This window comes from Nonomuraea sp. NPDC026600, assembly GCF_040638335.1.
GTDB lineage: Bacteria > Actinomycetota > Actinomycetes > Streptosporangiales > Streptosporangiaceae > Nonomuraea.
This window is the reverse complement of record NZ_JBEZYD010000009.1, coordinates 285,726-302,773: the sequence shown is the minus strand read 5'-3', so window position 1 is coordinate 302,773 and position 17,048 is coordinate 285,726. Positions and strand designations below refer to the sequence as shown.

Below are 17,048 nucleotides of genomic sequence, written 5' to 3'. Positions count from 1 at the left end.
GGTTCGCGGCACCCGCCGGAACCGGGGCCTGGGCGGACACCCGAGCCCTGGGACAGAGGGACGCCGAAACCGGTCAGCCCTCTCGGCGGAGGGTGACGATGTAGGCGGCCGTCGAGTTCTCGTCATACGTGGTGTCGGTAAGTTCCCAGCCGGTGCCGGAGGCGAGTTCGTCGAGCTCGCGTGGTGCCAGGCACAGGTAGTGGAACCAGGGTGTCGCCACGTCGCGATAGCGGATCCGCATGGTGCGCTGTCCGGCGATGCGGCCTGCCCGCAGGTTCCGTTCGTTGTAGGGCAGGTGCAGCGGATCGTCGGAATCAGTCAGGTTGTTGCCTCGGCCGACGATCACGGCACCCGGTGCGGCCATCGCGGCCAGAGCCCGCAGGAACCGCGGTGCCCGCTCGCGGCTTTCCAGCAGGCCCAGGTTGGCGCCCAGGAGCAGGAAGCTGTCGTAACGCGCCCCGGTCGCGGCGAGTTCGTCGACCGTGGCGAGAACGGTTGACCCTATCCCTTGCTGCCCGCACACCTCGAGCGCGCCACGGGAGATGTCGCTCGCGGTGACGGCGTGGCCTCGGTCGAGCAACACGCGCGCGGCTCGACCTCCGCCGGCGCCGATGTCCAGGACCTTGCCCTTGAGCAGATCCAATGCTCGGCGTTCCGCGTTCGGCCACTGCTCGATCGGCGCGATCCAGGGCGCGACGGGAAGGGACTTCACCAGTCCGTCGTCGCGTTCCACGATCTGGAGGACCGGCGCGGCGTCCGAGGTCAGAGATGCCCGGTAGGCATCGCGCAGCATGTCCCCGATCGCGTCACCGATGCGAGGACCGGAATGATCCTCCTGGCGGTCTTCGGCTCCTCGGCGGTCCCGCGGCTCTTCTTCCGCGAGATCGCCAAGAGTACGGAGGTCGGGAGCGTGCAAAGTGTCTCCTTGGCCGGAACTGGGGCAGATCTTCGGGGTCCTTCATGGCGGCGCATTTTCACCTCACAACAGGCAGTTGTGTGCTCTCCTCGGGGGTCCGCCCGACCGAGATCTCCCCCGCCGCGAGCCGCCGCAGTGCGGTTCGGGCGGCGTGTTCGTCGCCGAGCAGGTCCGCGATGATGCCGATCATTCCGGTCGGCTCCTCGCCGTGGGCGGGCCGGATGGCCTCGAGCGCGCGCTCGCGGGGCAGATCGGAGTCGTCCCCCAGCGTGACCGGCCGCATGGACCACGTCGCGAACAGCAGCGTCATGGCCAGGGCGTGAAGGTCGTCGGTGTCTCGTGGCGGCTCGTCGCGCCACTGCCGCGCCGGTGCGTAGCCATGCGTCCCTCCGGGGAGGTGCAGGCCGTCGTAACAGGCCACGCCGAAGTCGACGACGCTGACCCGGTCACCGTCGATCACCACGTTCTTCGGTGCGAGGTCGCGCATGACGATGCCGCGCGTATGAAGATCGAGGAGGATCTGGGCGAGTCGCCTGCCGAGCGTTTCGAGGCAACGCCGATCTCCGGCGCCATGCTGCGCATCGAGCGGATACACACCATTCTGGGCGATGTCCTCGGCGAGATTGACCGGGCCGGCGTCGGACGTCACCAAGAACTCGTCCTGGCCGTGCCGGAAGTGATCCAGGAATCGCGGGACACCCGGGCAATCCTTGAGAGCCTCCAGGACACGGCGTTCGTTGCGCAGCCGCATGCGGATGTCGCCCGAGGTCGCGGTCTCGTCCACCAGAGCACGGGCCTGCTTGATGACGACGTTCGTCCCGTCGCGCTGATCGACGGCCCGATAGACGTTGCCACGCGCGGATTCGAAGATTCCCGCGACGACCCGGTAGTGGTGGCCGAGAACCGCCGGTTCCTCCAGAGCGCTCTCTTCGTCCGGGCGCGGGCCGGTGAACGGATCGACGACCCAGGCCGGCTGCTCGTAGTGCAGCCCGGCGAGCCCCTCGAACTCTTCCCCGCCGGGCCCTTCGATCCGGGCGACGAAAGATCCCCGCGCGTCGGAATCGTCGAGCTTCTTGAACGGACCATATCGGTAGTACACCGGGGAGTCCTGGTGCACCCGCCGATCGCTGAGCACCCGCGGCCCCAGATGGCCACGCAGGAGTTCGGCCAGCCGCAGGCCCAGTTCACGGACATGCCGCTGGTCCGGGTAGATCGTGAACGCCTTCCCGACGCTCGCCGGGGCGCTGTATCCGTTGTTCAGCCTGTCGAGGACCTGGTGCGAGCGTGCGAGCTTGAACACGCAGCCCTCGGCCAGAAGCAGGGGAACAAGCTTCTCGACCAGCTCCGAGTAGGTCGCCGACCGAGAGGAGACATGCAGTTTCCAGCCATGTTCGAGCAGCGGGACACCGTCGGGATACACCGTCAGCCACGTCGGTCCGAGGTGTATGCGATGGCCGGTCCGGACATGCTCTCCGACGATTTTCTCGATGGCTTCGGAGTCCCTCGCTGACACCTCAGACATTGACGCCATCACGCCAGAAGAGCATGCCGGACCTCTTTCTCCAGGACGTTCAGCACGGCCTCGACAGCGGGCCAGGTGCCGTCAGCCGCCTACGACCAGGTGCTGTCGCCCGCCTGGTCCCAGGTGCTGTCAGGCGCCTGGCCCCAGGAGCTGTCAGCCGCCTGGCCCCAGGAGCTGTCGATCTGCAGCCGCCCATCCTGCGCCTTGACGGTCTCGAGGAAGCCGATGGTCGGCTCCAGCACGTTCGTTCCTGCTTCACGGGGTTCCAGAGCAAGCAGACTGTTCAACGTAACTCCCTCTCCGTGGCGCCGCCACGGCGCTTCCGACGATCTTCCCCTGTATAGCATTTGACGATCTTCGTCGCCATTCTTGACTTTTGTCCGTCTATGTGTGAGTAGCGGGCTTGCGATGGCGTTCAAGCTGATCGAATCGGCTCAGACCCGCCGGCAGACAAGGAGCCGGCAGACAAGGAAGGGACAGGTGCAGCGCATGATCGCGCGGATATGGCGAGGATGGGCCTCGACAACGACAGCCGACGACTACCAGCACCACTACGAATCCGAGGTCGCCGAGCATCTCCAGCAAGTCGCCGGCTTCCGCGGCGCCCGCCTGCTACGTCGCCAGGACGGCGAAGAAGTGATGTTCACCTCGATCACCTTCTTCACCGGCATGGACGACGTACGCGCATTCGCCGGCAAGGACCCCGAGCAAGCCGTCGTCGAAGAAACAGCCCGCCGCGCTCTGACCCGGTGGGACGAACGCGACGCTATACGGGAAGGTCCCAGCGCGGTCCATCGGGATCGCCAGGCCATACCTGTTGGCCATCTCGGGTGACGGTGAGGCCGAATCCGGCTGGTGAGGCCGACCAGCTTCCTGCCAGGTCACGATGGCCTTCTCGACCTCGTCCCACAGCCAGACAGTTGTCCCGGCGCGGTGGTCTTCAGTGGCCTGGGACGCTAGCCGCCAGCCGTGGGCAGTGCTGAGAGGTTGCCGTTCGTGCTGCCGACGTAAACGAGACCGTCGGCCACCATGGGCGTGGTCCAGATGTCGCCGCCGACCCGGAAACTCCATCGCGCCGCTCCGGTAGCGGCGTCGAGCGCGTGCAGCGACCCGTCGCCGCCGCCGACGTAGACGACCCCTGCGGTGACTACGGGGCCGGAGGCAACGCCCTCGCCGACCGGGAAGCTCCATCGTTCCGTCCCGGAGGCCGCGTCCAGGGCGTGCACCCGGGCGTCGGCGGCGCCGACGTACACCAGTCCCTTGGCGGCCGAGAGGCCCCAACTGAAGGCGAAATCGCCACTCGGGGCGAGGAAGCTCCACGACCGTCTGCCGGTGGCGGCGTCCAGCGCGTACGTAGCGCCGCCACTGACCTTGACATAGACGGCCCCGCCGGCCGCCACCGGAGGAAAGACGACGGCCCCGTCAACCCGGGAGGCCCAGCGGCCCCTTCCGGTGGCCGCGTCCAGGGCGTGCACCTGGCCGCTCGCGCCGGCGGCGTACACGACCCCGTCGGCCACCACCAGCTCGATGCGCTCCTCGCCGCCGCCGGCCGGGAAACGCCACCCCTGTTCGCCCGAGGAGGCGTCCAAGGCGTACACGGCGCCGTCGTCGCTGCCGAAGAGAACGACGCCGCCGGTCACCACGAGATCGGTGTTGAGCGCGAAGCCGTCGGGCCGGAACCTCCACAACTCCTTGCCGCTGGTCGTACCCAGGGCGACGACCTCGAAGTCGTCGGTGACCGTGTAGAGCACATCGTCCGCCACCACCGGGCCGGAGTCCGCCTCGATCATGCGGCTCCACCGCCTGCGGCCGGAGGCTGCGTCCACGGCGACGACCTTGCCTCCGCTCTGGGCGTACACGGTCCCCTTCACCACCACCAGCCCTCTGAAGAAGGGGCTGGCCGTCTGGACAATCCATCGCGCCGCTCCGGTGCGGGCGTCGAGCGCCTGCAGCGTCCCGTCGCCGCTGCCGGCGTAGACGACGCCGTCGACCACCACCGGCTCGGTGTAGACGGTCCCGTCGGTGGGGTGGCTCCAGCCGCCCCTGCGCGCGGGGAGGGGTTCGCGGACGCCCGGCTGGTAGCGCGCCAGCAGGTTGTCCCGCAGCAGCGGGCCGACGAGCCGCAGCGCCCGCCGCGAGGCGGAGCTCAGCCGGACGATGACCGGGCCCACGTTGACGACCGTCACGCCGAGGGCCCCGGACGCCGGGAACTCGGCATAGGAGAAATGCCGGCTGCTCTCGTCGAAAGGATCGAGACCGTAGGTGTCCTTGGCATAGGTGGCCGCCCCGGTGAAGAGGTCACGCGCGTCCGTGGTCGAGGAGGACACCCAGTCGACCGAGAGTGTGAGGACGGGGGCGTCGTCCGTGGGCGGCACCCAGTCGCATGCTCCGGGTTTCGGCAACGTGACTCCGGCCAGCGTTTTCGCCGTGGGGACAGCGCGGTAGCCATCCGCCAGGACGCCCAGGTCACGGGCGGTCAGCAGGGAGCAGGCGTCCGGCCAGGCGCTCACGGGGACACCGCCGAACAGGGCGCGTTCGGTGGAGAGCCCATGGACGAGCCGGTAGGCGGTGATCAGGCCCTGGTGATGGACGAAGGCCATGTCGCGGATCGTTCCGACGAGGGACGCGGTGTCCGAGGGCAGGGCGAGCGGCAGTCCGCCGATGCGGCCGGTGCCGGTGTCCAGCGAGAGCAGGTAGGCGGGCATTGGCCACGATTCGTACAGGTTCAGCTCCCCGAACTCGCCGATCGTGGGATACGCGCCGACGAACAGCGGCCGGCTCCCCCGCGTCGGACCGGTGGCCGCGACGGCTTCGCGGACGGTGGACAGCCGCCGACCGTCCGGCGCGAAGAAGAAACCCTCGTCCCCCGAGATGGCATAGACATATCCTTCCGGACCGGCCTGGACGTCCAGCCGCGGCGGGGTTCCGACCTCTGGAACGTCCAGCAGCGAGAAGGTGGACGGCATCGGGCGCGTCCATTCCGGTCGCAGGGTGCGCGGATCCACGGAGGCGAGCTGGACGCGGTTCCCGGCGCAGTAGCTGAGGAACATCAGCGACTGATCGGTCGCGGCGCCCACGAGGTCGCAGTGTCCCGGATGGGCCGCGCGCGTCTGCGTCCTGCCGGACCGGGGATCGAGGGAGAGCAGGTCGAACGGCTCTGCCGTCCGCTCGACGATGACGATGCCGCGGCGGGTCACCATGACCTGCGGCCCATGGTACGTACCGACACCCTCAGATATCTCCTGAGTAGAGACGACGATCGTTCGCTGCCACAGCGCGGCGCCCGTGGCCAGGTCGTAGCCGTACAGGGCCTGACCGGGGTTGTCGGTCACGCCCTTTGACACGACGAGCGTGCCGGACGTCACCCAGACGCCGGTGATGGGAGCGGGGAAGCGGGGGTCGATGGGAACGTTCCGCAGGATCTCGCCGGTACGCGGATCGTGGACCCGCACCGTGCCCTGCCGCGTCGCCACGGCCAGGGCCTGGTCGGACACCGCGGCGAGCGGCCTGTCGGCGTCGTCGCCGGTGGGCGTCGACCAGGCCGGGCGCCACGCGACCGGCACCAGAGGCAGACGCGGCCCGTCGGCGACCAGGCCGGCGCAGGCCAGCAGGAGCGCCAGCAGCACGGAACCCGTGCGGAGCCCTCGCACGTCAGCACCCCCTGGCCGTCGGCTCCATCTCGCAGACCTGCTCACCGGAGAGCGGCTGCCAGCCGCCCAACGAGGTATCGCCGTAGTAGGAGCGGTAGGACTTGGCGGCCCCGGTGAGCCGGAACGGGCTCTTGCCCGGCCCGTTGATCACTATCTGCTCGGTCCGGGCCTCCGCCAGCACGGTGACCAGGAGATCGAACTCGTAATACGCCTTCTTGCCGCTGATCGTCATGCTGAGCGTGACCCGCTCGTCCCGTTTCACGTCGATCTGCTTCTTCCTGAAGTAGGGAATCTTCAGATCCTTGTCCGTGGTGAAGCGGGGAGCCTTCCGATCCAGGTCGGCGGCGAGTTCGATGGTGTCGATCTCCCCGGCGCCGCTGGCGCCCAGCAGTGCGCCGTCCGACACCGGCCCGCGGGTGAGAATGCGCGGCTTCATGTCGACGATGCGCAGGCTGCTGCGGTTACCGACGAGAGTCACGGTGACGTTCATGGTGTCGATCAGGGCCCGGTGGTGGCTGGTCAGGACTGCCTCACGTGCCGCGCCGGCCGCGTTCGCCCTCAGAGCCACCCGTTCGTCGGGGTCGGTCACCGGCTCCCTCAAGGCGGTGAGCTGCCCCTCGTATTCGATGGCCACGTAGCCGACCGTGATCGGGGGTCCGCCGCTGATCCGGTCGAAGGTGTCCGGTCCGCGCGCGTTGAACCACGTGGTGAACACGACCCCGATCGCCGCGATGATCACGGCGCTGAGGATCCCGGCCAGCCACGTCCACGTCGCCTTCCGCCCGGACCCGGCCGGCTGCTCGGCCTGCGGGGCTTTGGTCCGGGCAGGTTGGGCACGCTTTTTCTGACGCACTTTGGCCATGGGACATCCCCCCATGAGCGGTGTACGGCCGCCCGCCGAATCTCTTCCTCGCTATATCGGTACGCGGGCCGTAGCGTTGCGCTATTTCGGGATTTCCTCTGCGCCAGCTCGCCAGAGGCCGGGACAGTAGCGGCGGACACACACGATTTCGAATGAAATGCGGCGCCAACGACGCTGGGTTACCAGCGGCTTGCGGGCATGCAGGATGCGCAAGAGACTTGGCGGGGTGGGGGCGGGGGCCGATGTGGCTGCCGTCCTGGTCGAGTAGTTCGCCGATGCTGCCCAGCGGTTTTTGCCGGCCCCGATCTGCGCACTGAACACCAGATCGGGGCCGATGTCTGCTGGATCGACCCGTGCGACAGTCACCCCTCGCTTGTTGAGTGCGGTGATGACGAGATTGGCGGTGGCGTCTTCCTCGCAGGTAATCACCATGACGGCGCCTCGGGTAGACGGGTCCTTTTCTTGGTCGTTAGGGGAATCGTCTGGTTGTTTGCAGGGGCCTCTTGCAGAGAGGTCAGATGTCGAACTCGCCGAGCTTCGCGCCGCCCACGAAGGCGCGGAAGACGCCTCCTCGCAAGATCAGCGGCTCGACGTCGGGCTGCTCAGAGTCTCTGATCGCGTATCGGTCGCCGCTCAGTTTGGCTGCGTAGAGGCAGTCTCCCCCATTTGATCCGGAGAGTGTGGATTTCTTCCACGCAGCGGCCGCTAGTTCGGCGCGCAGCTCATCACTGATCTTCATACGTTGCCGCCACCTCACGTACTAGTCGCTCGCTCACATGTATGGGATGCGCCCATTTGTGAATCGCGTCGTATCTGAGATTAACCGCTCGTACTATCTCCTCGCGAGCGGATACGGAGCCCTGTGCAGCGGCATCAAGGTAGACGTGGTCCGGCATACCGTCGCCTTGAGCCAGAGCGAAGCCGCCGAGCAGACCCGGCGTTGCCCCCACGCTGATGGGGACGATCTGGATCGAGATGAAGGGGGTGGCCATCATCTTCAGCAGGTGCTCGAACTGCTCCCGCATGACGTCGGCACCCCCGATGGGGCGGATCAGAGCGCACTCGTCGAGCAGCGCCCAGTACATCGGCGGCTTATCGCGGTCGAACACCGCCTGACGGTGGAGTCGGGTCGCGACGGTCTCCTCGATCCAGTCCTGGGTGACTCCTGGCTCGGCGGAGAGGATCGCTCGCGCGTAAGCGGCCGTCTGCAGAAGGCCCGGAACGACAAGAGGTTGCCAGGTTCGGATGGTGTGGGCGTTCTCCTCCACCCTTGGCCACTCCCTGAACCACTTCGGTGCCGACACCACCTTGGCGCTGGGCAGCAGCCGAAGCAATTCCCCGTTCAGATCCAGGGCGGTCTCAGCCGCGTGCGTGAATTGCCGGGTCGGGTGCCGCTTGCCGCGCTCGATCAGGCCGACCAGGCTCTCGCTGCACGGGATCAGCGCCCCCATTGCCGTCTGAGAGAGGCCGGCCGCTGTTCGGGCTTCCTTCAGGACCGCACCGTATGAGTTCTGCTCGTCTGGGGATGGGGCCTGTTCATCCACGGACATGGTCACGCTCCTCGAAATGCTCCGGACCGCTCTCTCCGACATCGCACAGACAAAGGCATACCGAAGCTGTCCGAATACGGACAGTTGCTTGCCGACTACAAAGCCAGCTGGAAAGCGGCACTCTGGCGATGTTTCTCGGAACACAGACAGGCCATCCGGACAGGTCATCATCATCCTGTCTGGTTAAAAAACTGGATAATCCCGGCGCATTCCGGGACAGAACATGGGCGGTGACAGGGAATGGCTCGCGAACTGCTGGGGAAAACGACCGAACCTTCAGAACCTCACCCACGCCATTTGCCGATCAGCAACAGTGCCGCGGCCGAGCATGACAAGGCCCTGGCCAAGCTACGCGTGCTGCTGACCAGGCGCGGGGTACATACCTATGTCGTCGAGTGGCTCAAGCTCACGCTCCGCGCCCTTCCCCGCCGCCCCGCGCAGCAACCTCGACCGGTATCCCCCGGAACTCGTGGTCTTCGCTCCTCAGGGGTGGCGCGTCGCCACGGTCCGCATAGCCTCCGACCGGTCAGCGGCGTACATCGTGGAAGTGGCTCGGGTCGGGGAAGACCACGCCTTGATGCCGGACATTCGTTACATCGTCCCTACGGGAAAACCGGCGAAAGCCGCCACTTTGATCCCCGGCTACCTCCGAGCAGCCAGGAACCTGGCGACCCGGAGATCCGCGACGTAGCGGGGGTGCTCATGGTGCCGGGGCGGTGCTCTCGCGGACGATCAGCCGGGTGGCCAGCTCGATCCGCAGGGTCTCCGGCTGCTCGTCGTTGATGAGCTGGACGAGGAGCCTGGCGGCCATGGCGGCCATGTTCGCCAGCGGCTGGCGCACAGTGGTCAGCGGTGGGGTGATCCACTGGGCGAACGGCAGGTCGTCGAAGCCCACCACGCTGACGTCCTCCGGCACCCGCAGACCACACGCCTTGGCCGCCCGGTACGTGCCCAGCGCCTGAAGGTCGTTGCCCGCGAACACGGCCGTGGGCCGGTCGGGCAGCCTGAGCAGCTCCAGGGACAGGCCGTAGGCGGGCTCGTGAGAGTAGTCGCCGTGCCGGATCAGCTCCGGGTCGGGCTCGATCCCGGCCTGGTCGAGCGCCGCGCGGTAGCCGTCCAGGCGCACCCGCGAGGTCAGGCGGCCCACCGGGCCGGTGATCATCGCGATCCTCCGATGGCCCAGCTCGATCAGGTGCCGGGTGGCCGAGAAGCCGCCCTGCCAGCTCGTCGAGCCGACCGAGGGGGTGTCCTGGCTCTCGTCCTCCGACGGCTGCACCACGACGAACGGGATGCCCATGCGGTTCAGCTCGCGTTCCTGCTCGGTGGAGAGCTCCGAGACGGCCAGGATCGCGCCGAGCGACCCCCGGTTACCGATCGCGTCGAGCCAGTCTCGGGCCAGCTTGCTCCGATGGTGCACGGCGGACACGACCAGGCCCATGCCCTCGGCCTGGGCGGCCTCCTCGGCACCGCGGATCAGCTCCACGGCCCAGGGGTTGTCCAGCTCGTTGATGACGAACTCGATCAGGCCGCCGGGGTGCTCGCCGTGGCCCGGCAGGGTGTAGCCGTGCTGGCCGAGCAGCCGCTGGATCCGGCCGCGGGTTTGGGGGGAGACATCCGACCTGCCGTGAAGCACCTTCGACACCGTGGAGGGAGAGACCCCCGCCCGGGCGGCGATGTCCGCCATGGTGCTGCGGCGGGGGACAGTCATGTCGTCCACGTCAAACCCTTCACTAGAACGTCTTGCCGATCAGAAGTCTGCCTGCCCGCCGGGACCCTTGACGACCTCCGACGTTTAGCCTACGGTGCCGCTAGATCTTGTTTCGCAATCTTTCGCAACCCATCGGGAGCGGGAAATGCGCAGAAGAACCTTCATCGCCGGAACCGGCGCGCTCGGCCTGACCGCCTGGGGATGGCCGTCGGCCGCGTACGCCGCGCCGATCGGGTCCGGGTGGACCGAGATCTCCCCCGGTTACACCGTGCACCAGCCGCCGGACCTGACCCGGCACACCTACGACGCCGCCACCGGCGAGCACCACTTCTGGCTCTACTCCACAGACCCCAGCACGTTCCCGGGACAGGACTCGGGGCCGCGCAGCGAGCTGCGTTTCCGCAACGACTACACCTCCGGCAGCGCGCAGTTCGAGTGCGACATCAAGGTCGCGGCCGGCGCCCACAACGTCTGCGTGATGCAGGTCTTCGGCGGCTCCACGTGGGCCACGGCGTTCATGACGCTGGCCATGAACACCAACAGCCTCCACTACTACGACCAGGCGCAGATATACGGGCCGATCTACGACACCTACCTGCGGCTCAACGTGGTGCACGAGACCGGTCCCGGCCTCGTGCACGTCTTCGTCAACCGGCAGTTCCGCGCCACGTTCCAGGACCACGGCGCGGCCACCCACTACTTCAAGTGCGGGCTGTACGGCCGCGCCGGCATGGCGAGCAGGAACGACGCCTACATCAAGAACGTCCACCTCTACCAGAAGTCCTAGAGGAACAGCTCGATCACCGGGACGGCGACCTTCGGCGGCTCCACGGGCAGTTCCAGCGTCAGCGTGCCCTCGGGGATCGCGATCGAGTGCACGTGGCCGTTGTCGTAGGCCGGGTCGGGGGCCCACGTGCGGATCTCGGACCCGTCGTTCAGCAACTGCGCGTACCGCACCTTGCCCGCCAATCCCGGCAGGTGCAGGTGCCGGTACGGCCACGAGAAGAGGTGCACGTAGAGCCGGTCGCCGCGCTGCGTGTAACGGCAGTCCGCGGGCGCCTGGAACGTGCTGGCGCCCGCCCCGTAGATGGAGCGCCCGTGCGGCCGCATCCACTCGCCGATCTCGCGCAGCGTCTCCAGCGCCCGCGGCTCGAACTCGCCGCGGCCGTTCGGCCCCACGTTGAGCAGCAGGTTGCCGTCCTTGGAGACCGAGTCGACGAGCATCTTGATCAGCAGCTCCGGGGACTTCCAGGTGTGGTTGTCCCGGTAGTAGCCCCAGCTCCCGTTGAGGGTCTGGCACGCCTCCCCGACCGCCCCGATCGGGCCGGTCGGCTGGTACGCCTCGGGCGTGGTGAAGTCGCCCGGCAGCTCCAGCCGGTCGTTGAGCAGGATGTCCGGCTGGAGGGCGCGGATCTTCGCCACGAGCTCCGCCGAGCGCCACTCGGCCTTGCCCTTGCCGCCGTGGACCGCCTTGCCCTGCCGGATCCGCCCGCTGTAGGAAAAGTCGAACCACAGGGTGTCGGGGCTATAGCGGGTCAGCAGCTCCTCGACCTGACCGTGCAGGTAGTCGGCATATTTCGTGACATCGCGTTCGGGGAAGTCGCCGCCCTCGACGTAGGCCGGGTGCAGCCCGTCGATGGGGAAGTCCGGGTGGTGCCAGTCCAGCAGCGAGTAGTAGAACCCGACCCCCAGCCCTCTCTCCCTGAACGCCTCCACGAACGGCCCGACCAGATCCTTGCCGTACGGGGTGCGGCCGGCGTTGTAGCCGGTCAGCCCGGAGTCCCACAGGCAGAACCCGTCATGGTGCTTGGCGGTCAGCACCGTGTACCGCATCCCGGCGCGCTCGGCCGCCTCCGCCCAGGCTTCCGGGTCGTACAGGTCAGGGTCGAAGTGGTCGAAGTAGCGCTGGTAGTCGTCGTCGGAGAGCCGCTCGCGCTGCTTCACCCACTCGTGCCGGGCGGCCAGCGCGTACAGGCCCCAGTGGACGAACAGCCCGAAACGCCGTTCCCGGAAGGCGTCGGTCCTAGACATCGCGGAAACCTCTTTCGTGGAGTTGCGCCGCGTACAGCGACGGGATCTGCAGGGCCGACTCACCGACGCCCTCGACGTACCCGATCGGCTGGGCGAACGGGCCGTTGGCGTTCACCACGGCGTTCCTGGCGCCGACGACGTAGTTCTGCGCGGTGGGCGGCTTCTGCACGACGATCTGGGTGCCGGACATGTCGCACCCCCACGCCACGGAATGGGCCGCCGACCAGCCGTGCGACGTCCCCCACCAGCCACGGTTGTACAGGCCGAGCGTCAGCGTGCGGTGCGGGTTCACCTCGCGGTGGCCGTCGTAGAGCAGGCCGGTGTTCCAGCGCCGATGGCCCTCGCTGGTGTTGTAGGTCTCCTCGGAGGTCCCGCGCAGGAAGACGATCCCCGAGTTCGAGGCGGCGCCGTTACAGATGAAGGAGTGCCTGGCCTTCGTGGCGTGGCAGTCCTTGAAGAGCACGAGCTGCGCGAACGGGTGGGCGCAGAAGTTGTAGCGGTTGCCGCCCGCGGAGGTCGAGCCGGTCGGCTCCAGCGCGCGGCAGTTGTCGACCGTGACCCGGGTGGCCTCCCACGCCTCCATGCCGACCTGCCAGAACCGCAGCGCCGTGCAGTCGCGGATCCAGGCGTCCTCGGCCCGGAAGATCCGGATGGCGTTCTGCACCGCCGACTTCTCCGCGAAGGGGTCGCCGGCGAACTCGACGTCCACCCGCAACTTCTCGACGCCGACCTCGGTGACCACGCCGGCCCGGTCGGTCTTGTAGAGGTACGACTGCGACAGCGACCGGTTCAGGTGGTTGAAGACCGGCGCGTCGACGGTCACCCGGTTGCCGGTGACATCGGTGATGTAGCGGTTGTAGAGGATGGGCTCCTCGTCCACGTTCCACGGCCGCCCGGTGTCGTGCCCGCCGTAGTCGACGGCCTTCAGCCAGCCCTCCGAGCAGGGGTGGAAGACGATGACGTTGTCGCCGGGCCGCAGCCCGCGGGCGTCGGCGACCTCGAACGTGCGCGCGCCCACCTGGACGAAGTCGGACACGATGTCGGTACGCGTGCCCGGCACCTCGCCCCGCCAGGCCGACCAGTTCACCGGCCCCTCGCCGCCCGCCACGATCACCGTGCGGTCCGCCGGACCCGCGGCGGTGGCCATGATGACCGTGTTCTCCGCCGGGTCCTCGCCATCCCCGGAACCGCGCAACACGGTCCTGCTGGAGCGTACGTAGATCGTCCCGGACACCGGATAGCGGCCCGGCAGGAGCAGCAGCGCGCCGCGCCGGTGCTCGGGCAACGCCGCGATCTCGTCCAGCGCGGCCTGGATGTGGGCGGTGTTGTCGCCCTCGACCGGCCTGATCGTCTTGACCACCCGCAGGCGCGGCGGCGGGCACTCGCCGTTGCGGTAGCCGGCGTAACTGAAGTCCGGGACGCGGTTACGCTCGGCGTCCTCGGCGTAGACGAGCCTGCCGTGCTTGCGGTACACGAGCGTCGAGCGCCACGAGTCGGCGTAGGCGGACGGAGTCCCCGCCAGGCCGGTCACCGCGAGCACGCCGCCGGCCGCCAGCAGCGCGCGGCGGCTGAGTTCGTACGTCATGAGTCATCCCTTCACCGCGCCGGCCACCAGGCCGGACAGGAACGTTCGTTGGAAGGCCAGGTAGACGGCCAGGCTGGGCACCATGGCCACGAGCGCACCGGCGAGCAGCGGGCCGGGCCCGATCTCCGGGTTGGTGCGCAGCATCGACAACCCCACCCCGATCGGGTAGTTGTCCGGCGACTCGGCCACGATCAGCGGCAGCAGGTACTGGTCCCACACCATGGTGAAGCCGAAGATCGTGATCACGCCCAGCGCCGGACGGCACAGCGGCAGAATGACCTGGAGGAAGATCCGCAGCTCACCGGCGCCGTCGACGCGCGCGGCCTCCTCCAGCTCGTTCGGGATCTCCTTCATGAACTCGCTGATCACGAAGATCGAGAACCCCCACGCGCCCAGCGGCACGATCATGCCCAGCAGCGTGCCCCTGAGCGAGATGCCCAGCAGCGGCAGATCGTTCAGCACCAGCGACAGCGGGATCGCGATGACCTCGTCGGAGATCATCATCGTGGCCAGGACGGCCACCAGCACGAACGCCTGCCCGCGAAACTTCTTTCGAGCCAGCGCGTACCCGGCGAACACGCTCACCGTCACCTGCAGCAGCAGCCCGCCGCCGGTGATGACCAGCGAGTTCAGGAAGAACCGCCACAGGCCCTGATCGGCCGCCACCTCGAAGTTCACCAGCGTCGGGTTCGACGGGAACAACGACATCCGGCTGGGGTCGTTGCTCCGGTCGAACGCCCCCGTGAAGATCGCCAGCAACGGCCCGCAGAAGACGACCAGCACGAGCGCGTAGATCAGGATCCGGGCCACGGACGCCACCGGGTGCTTGCGGCCCCAGGCCCAGCCGAGCGTGGTCTCAAACATGGAGCTCCTTCCGCCTGCGGTAGAGCGTGACCGCGGCCGTGAGCAGCAGCGTCGCCAGGAACAGCACCACCGAGGCGGCGGTGGCGAAGCCCATGTCGCCGGTCCGGAAGCCGGTGGCGAAGATCCGGGTCATGATCACGTCGGTCGCCCCCGCGGGACCGCCGCCGGTGAGCACGTAGATCTCGGTGAACACGCGCAGGCTGCGGACAGAGGCCAGGATGATGAGGATCGTCACGACCGGCCGGAGCGCGGGAATCGTGACGTACCTGATCCGCTGGAACAGGCTCGCGCCGTCGATGGCGGCCGCCTGGTAGAGCTGCCGGTCGATCCCCGCCAGCCCGGCCAGGATGATCATCATGTCGTACGGCGCGCCCTTCCAGATCCCGACCAGGACCACCCAGCCCAGCGCCCCGTCCGGGTCGTCGAGGAACTTCTGCGTGTCGCCGCCGAACCAGCCGAGCAGGGTGTTGAGCATGCCCTCCGCGCCGGGGAAGTACAGCAGCCGCCACACCTCCGCCACCACCGCGGTCGCCGTGACCACCGGCAGGAAGGCCGCCGTACGGACGAACCACAGCGTCCTGGCCTTGCCCTCCAGCAGCAGCGCGAGCACGAACCCGGCCAGGATCGAGCCCGCCGTCTGACCGGCCGCGTAGACCAGGGTGTGCCCGGTGGCGTCGCGGAAGGCCTCCTCGGCGAAGACCCGGCGGTAGTTCTCCAGCCCCAGCCATTCGTTGCCCAGGAACGGCTGCACCTTGAAGAAGCTCAGCCACATGCCCTCGGCCATCGGGATGTACTTGAAGTAGAGGAAGAGGATCAGCGCCGGCGCCAGGAAGAGCCATGGCACCAGGGCCTTGTTCCGCCTTCGCGGTGTTCCCGTACCGCTCGCCGCGGCGACGGCGGTGCGCTCCGTGGTGAGCGTCATCAGCCGACCTTCTGCGCGGCCAACTCGGTCTTGAAGACCCCGGCCAGTTCGGTCAGCGACGCCTGCACGTCGGTGCCGCAGTCAGCGAAGATCTTGTTGAGCGTCTCGGCCGAGCGCTGGCGGAACGGCAGCCAGTTCGGCACGTTCGGGAAGTACTTGCCGTCCTTCTCGTAGACGTCCTTGATGGTCGCCCACCGGTCGTCCTGGCGTTCGGCGAGCACGTCCACGCTCTTGTTCACCGGCAGCTTGACGATCGCGCCGTCGGAGTTGCCGGCCATGCCGATCTTCTGCGCCTCGGCTGTGATGAGGTACTCGGCCAGCTTCTTCTGCTGCTCCTGCAGCTTGGAGCCGGCCATCAGGTAGACGTTCTCGCCCTCGGCCATCGAGGTCGTCCCGGCGGGGCCGGCGGGCGAGGGGATCACCTCGTACTTGTCCTTGCCCAGGCTCTTGTCGAAGCGGCCGAACATGTACGGACCGGTCAGGTAGATGCCGGCCTTGCCGGTCTCGAAGAACGGGTGGGCGTCCTTGGTGACCAGGGTGAGCGCCCCGGGGATGACCAGCTTGTCCTTGCAGAAGAGGTTCTGCAGCCACTTGACGGCCTCGACGGACTTCGGCTGGTCGATGGCGGGCGTGAACCTGCCGCCCGACGCGGTCAGGAACTCCCCGCCGGCCTGCCAGATGTAGGTGGAGGCCCACCAGGACGCGTACCCGCGCTCGGTGGAGGCCGGGACGACCATCCCGTACGTGTCGGCCTTGCCGTTGCCGTCCGGGTCCTTCTCCTGGAAGGCCTTGGCCAGGGCGACCAGGTTCGCCCACGTCTTCGGCACCTCGGCGCCGACCTTCTCCCGCCAGTCCTTCCTGATGAGCGTGGCGACGGTCTGCACGGTGTACGGCACCGCGTAGTACTTGCCGTCGTACCCCTTGGCCTGCTCCCACGCACGCTCGTGCAACTCGCCCTGGCCCGCGATCTGATCGCGGTCCACCGGGCCGATCAGCCCCTGGCTGAGGTTCGTCCCGAGCATGCCTGAGTCGTTGATGATGATGTCGGGCAGGTTGCGCGCGGCGACGGCCTCCTGCACCTTGCCGTCCCAGTTGTCGAGGACCGGCACGTACTTGGTCTTGATCCCGGTCTTGGCGGTGAACGCGGCCAGCACCTTCTTGGTCACCTCGGCGGACGCGGGCGATGCCCGGTTCCAGACCTCCAGCGACCCGCCGTCGGCGGGCGCGGAGGATCCGCAGGCCGACGTGGCGGCGATGAGCCCGGTGAGGGCGAGGGTGGCGAGCGAACGACGGGGGGAGGGCATACGGCACTCCATACTTCGAGCGAAAGGAGTGAGTTGCGAAATCTTTCGCAACCTCGATATGCCCGGTAAACGTAGAGGAAACATCGGATGTAGGTCAAGAACTGACCCCGCGTTGATGATGGCGAGCTGGACCT

General features: G+C 67.9%; 16 protein-coding genes. 2 read left to right on the top strand and 14 right to left on the bottom strand.

What is annotated here, in order from left to right; all coding sequences use genetic code 11:
• Positions 1-73: 73 nt before the first annotated feature.
• The 3 genes from AB0F17_RS23130 to AB0F17_RS23120 all read right to left on the bottom strand — a co-directional run bounded on the left by AB0F17_RS23130 (position 74) and on the right by AB0F17_RS23120 (position 2,725).
• The gene (locus AB0F17_RS23130) at positions 74-916 is read right to left on the bottom strand and encodes a methyltransferase domain-containing protein (RefSeq protein ID WP_358026069.1); all 843 of its coding nucleotides are present in this window, start codon (positions 914-916) and stop codon (positions 74-76) included.
• A gap of 58 nt (positions 917-974) precedes the next feature.
• A complete protein-coding gene (locus AB0F17_RS23125; protein WP_358026067.1) occupies positions 975-2,336 on the bottom strand; it encodes a hypothetical protein in 1,362 nt (453 codons plus the stop codon).
• A gap of 191 nt (positions 2,337-2,527) precedes the next feature.
• Positions 2,528-2,725, bottom strand: a complete 198-nt coding sequence (locus tag AB0F17_RS23120) for a hypothetical protein (RefSeq protein WP_358026065.1) — start codon at positions 2,723-2,725, stop codon at positions 2,528-2,530.
• Between the two features lie 121 nt (positions 2,726-2,846).
• On the opposite strand from AB0F17_RS23120, the gene AB0F17_RS23115 reads away from it, so the two are divergent.
• A complete protein-coding gene (locus AB0F17_RS23115; protein WP_358026063.1) occupies positions 2,847-3,272 on the top strand; it encodes a hypothetical protein in 426 nt (141 codons plus the stop codon).
• A gap of 122 nt (positions 3,273-3,394) precedes the next feature.
• Here the strand turns inward: AB0F17_RS23115 and AB0F17_RS23110 are convergent, their stop codons facing one another.
• From AB0F17_RS23110 to AB0F17_RS23085, 6 genes are all read right to left on the bottom strand, one after another.
• Complete coding sequence (locus AB0F17_RS23110; RefSeq protein WP_358026061.1) at positions 3,395-6,088, bottom strand: PQQ-binding-like beta-propeller repeat protein; 2,694 nt, start codon at positions 6,086-6,088, stop codon at positions 3,395-3,397.
• Position 6,089: 1 nt separating this feature from the next.
• Positions 6,090-6,950: a hypothetical protein gene (locus tag AB0F17_RS23105; protein ID WP_358026059.1), complete on the bottom strand. Its 861-nt coding sequence runs from the start codon at positions 6,948-6,950 to the stop codon at positions 6,090-6,092.
• An 81-nt stretch (positions 6,951-7,031) separates the two neighbouring features.
• Positions 7,032-7,382 carry a hypothetical protein gene (locus AB0F17_RS23100; protein ID WP_358026057.1) on the bottom strand — a complete coding sequence of 117 codons (351 nt, stop codon included), beginning with the start codon at positions 7,380-7,382 and terminating at the stop codon, positions 7,032-7,034.
• 82 nt (positions 7,383-7,464) lie between these two features.
• Complete coding sequence (locus AB0F17_RS23095) at positions 7,465-7,689, bottom strand: DUF397 domain-containing protein (RefSeq protein WP_358026055.1); 225 nt, start codon at positions 7,687-7,689, stop codon at positions 7,465-7,467.
• Positions 7,676-8,500 (bottom strand): helix-turn-helix transcriptional regulator, encoded by an 825-nt coding sequence (locus AB0F17_RS23090; RefSeq protein WP_358026053.1) that lies wholly within the window; start codon positions 8,498-8,500, stop codon positions 7,676-7,678. Before AB0F17_RS23090 ends, AB0F17_RS23095 begins: the two co-directional genes overlap by 14 nt.
• 700 nt (positions 8,501-9,200) lie before the next feature.
• Positions 9,201-10,208, bottom strand: coding sequence for a LacI family DNA-binding transcriptional regulator (locus AB0F17_RS23085; RefSeq protein WP_358026212.1), 1,008 nt, complete (start codon positions 10,206-10,208; stop codon positions 9,201-9,203).
• Between the two features lie 145 nt (positions 10,209-10,353).
• Between AB0F17_RS23085 and AB0F17_RS23080 the strand changes: the two genes are divergently transcribed.
• A complete protein-coding gene (locus AB0F17_RS23080) occupies positions 10,354-10,995 on the top strand; it encodes a polysaccharide lyase family 7 protein (protein ID WP_358026051.1) in 642 nt (213 codons plus the stop codon).
• Here the strand turns inward: AB0F17_RS23080 and AB0F17_RS23075 are convergent.
• The 5 genes from AB0F17_RS23075 to AB0F17_RS23055 are packed head-to-tail and all read right to left on the bottom strand — an operon-like array spanning position 10,992 to position 16,914.
• Positions 10,992-12,239 (bottom strand): alpha-L-fucosidase, encoded by a 1,248-nt coding sequence (locus AB0F17_RS23075; protein ID WP_358026049.1) that lies wholly within the window; start codon positions 12,237-12,239, stop codon positions 10,992-10,994. The genes AB0F17_RS23080 and AB0F17_RS23075 overlap by 4 nt on opposite strands.
• Positions 12,232-13,824, bottom strand: coding sequence for a hypothetical protein (locus AB0F17_RS23070; protein ID WP_358026047.1), 1,593 nt, complete (start codon positions 13,822-13,824; stop codon positions 12,232-12,234). Before AB0F17_RS23070 ends, AB0F17_RS23075 begins: the two co-directional genes overlap by 8 nt.
• Before the next feature lie 3 nt (positions 13,825-13,827).
• On the bottom strand, positions 13,828-14,688 hold the full coding sequence (locus AB0F17_RS23065) for a carbohydrate ABC transporter permease (protein ID WP_358026045.1): 861 nt from the start codon (positions 14,686-14,688) through the stop codon (positions 13,828-13,830).
• Positions 14,681-15,610, bottom strand: coding sequence for a sugar ABC transporter permease (locus AB0F17_RS23060; RefSeq protein ID WP_358026043.1), 930 nt, complete (start codon positions 15,608-15,610; stop codon positions 14,681-14,683). The genes AB0F17_RS23065 and AB0F17_RS23060 overlap by 8 nt, the downstream gene beginning before the upstream one ends.
• Positions 15,610-16,914 (bottom strand): sugar ABC transporter substrate-binding protein, encoded by a 1,305-nt coding sequence (locus AB0F17_RS23055; protein WP_358026041.1) that lies wholly within the window; start codon positions 16,912-16,914, stop codon positions 15,610-15,612. Before AB0F17_RS23055 ends, AB0F17_RS23060 begins: the two co-directional genes overlap by 1 nt.
• Positions 16,915-17,048 lie beyond the last annotated feature (134 nt).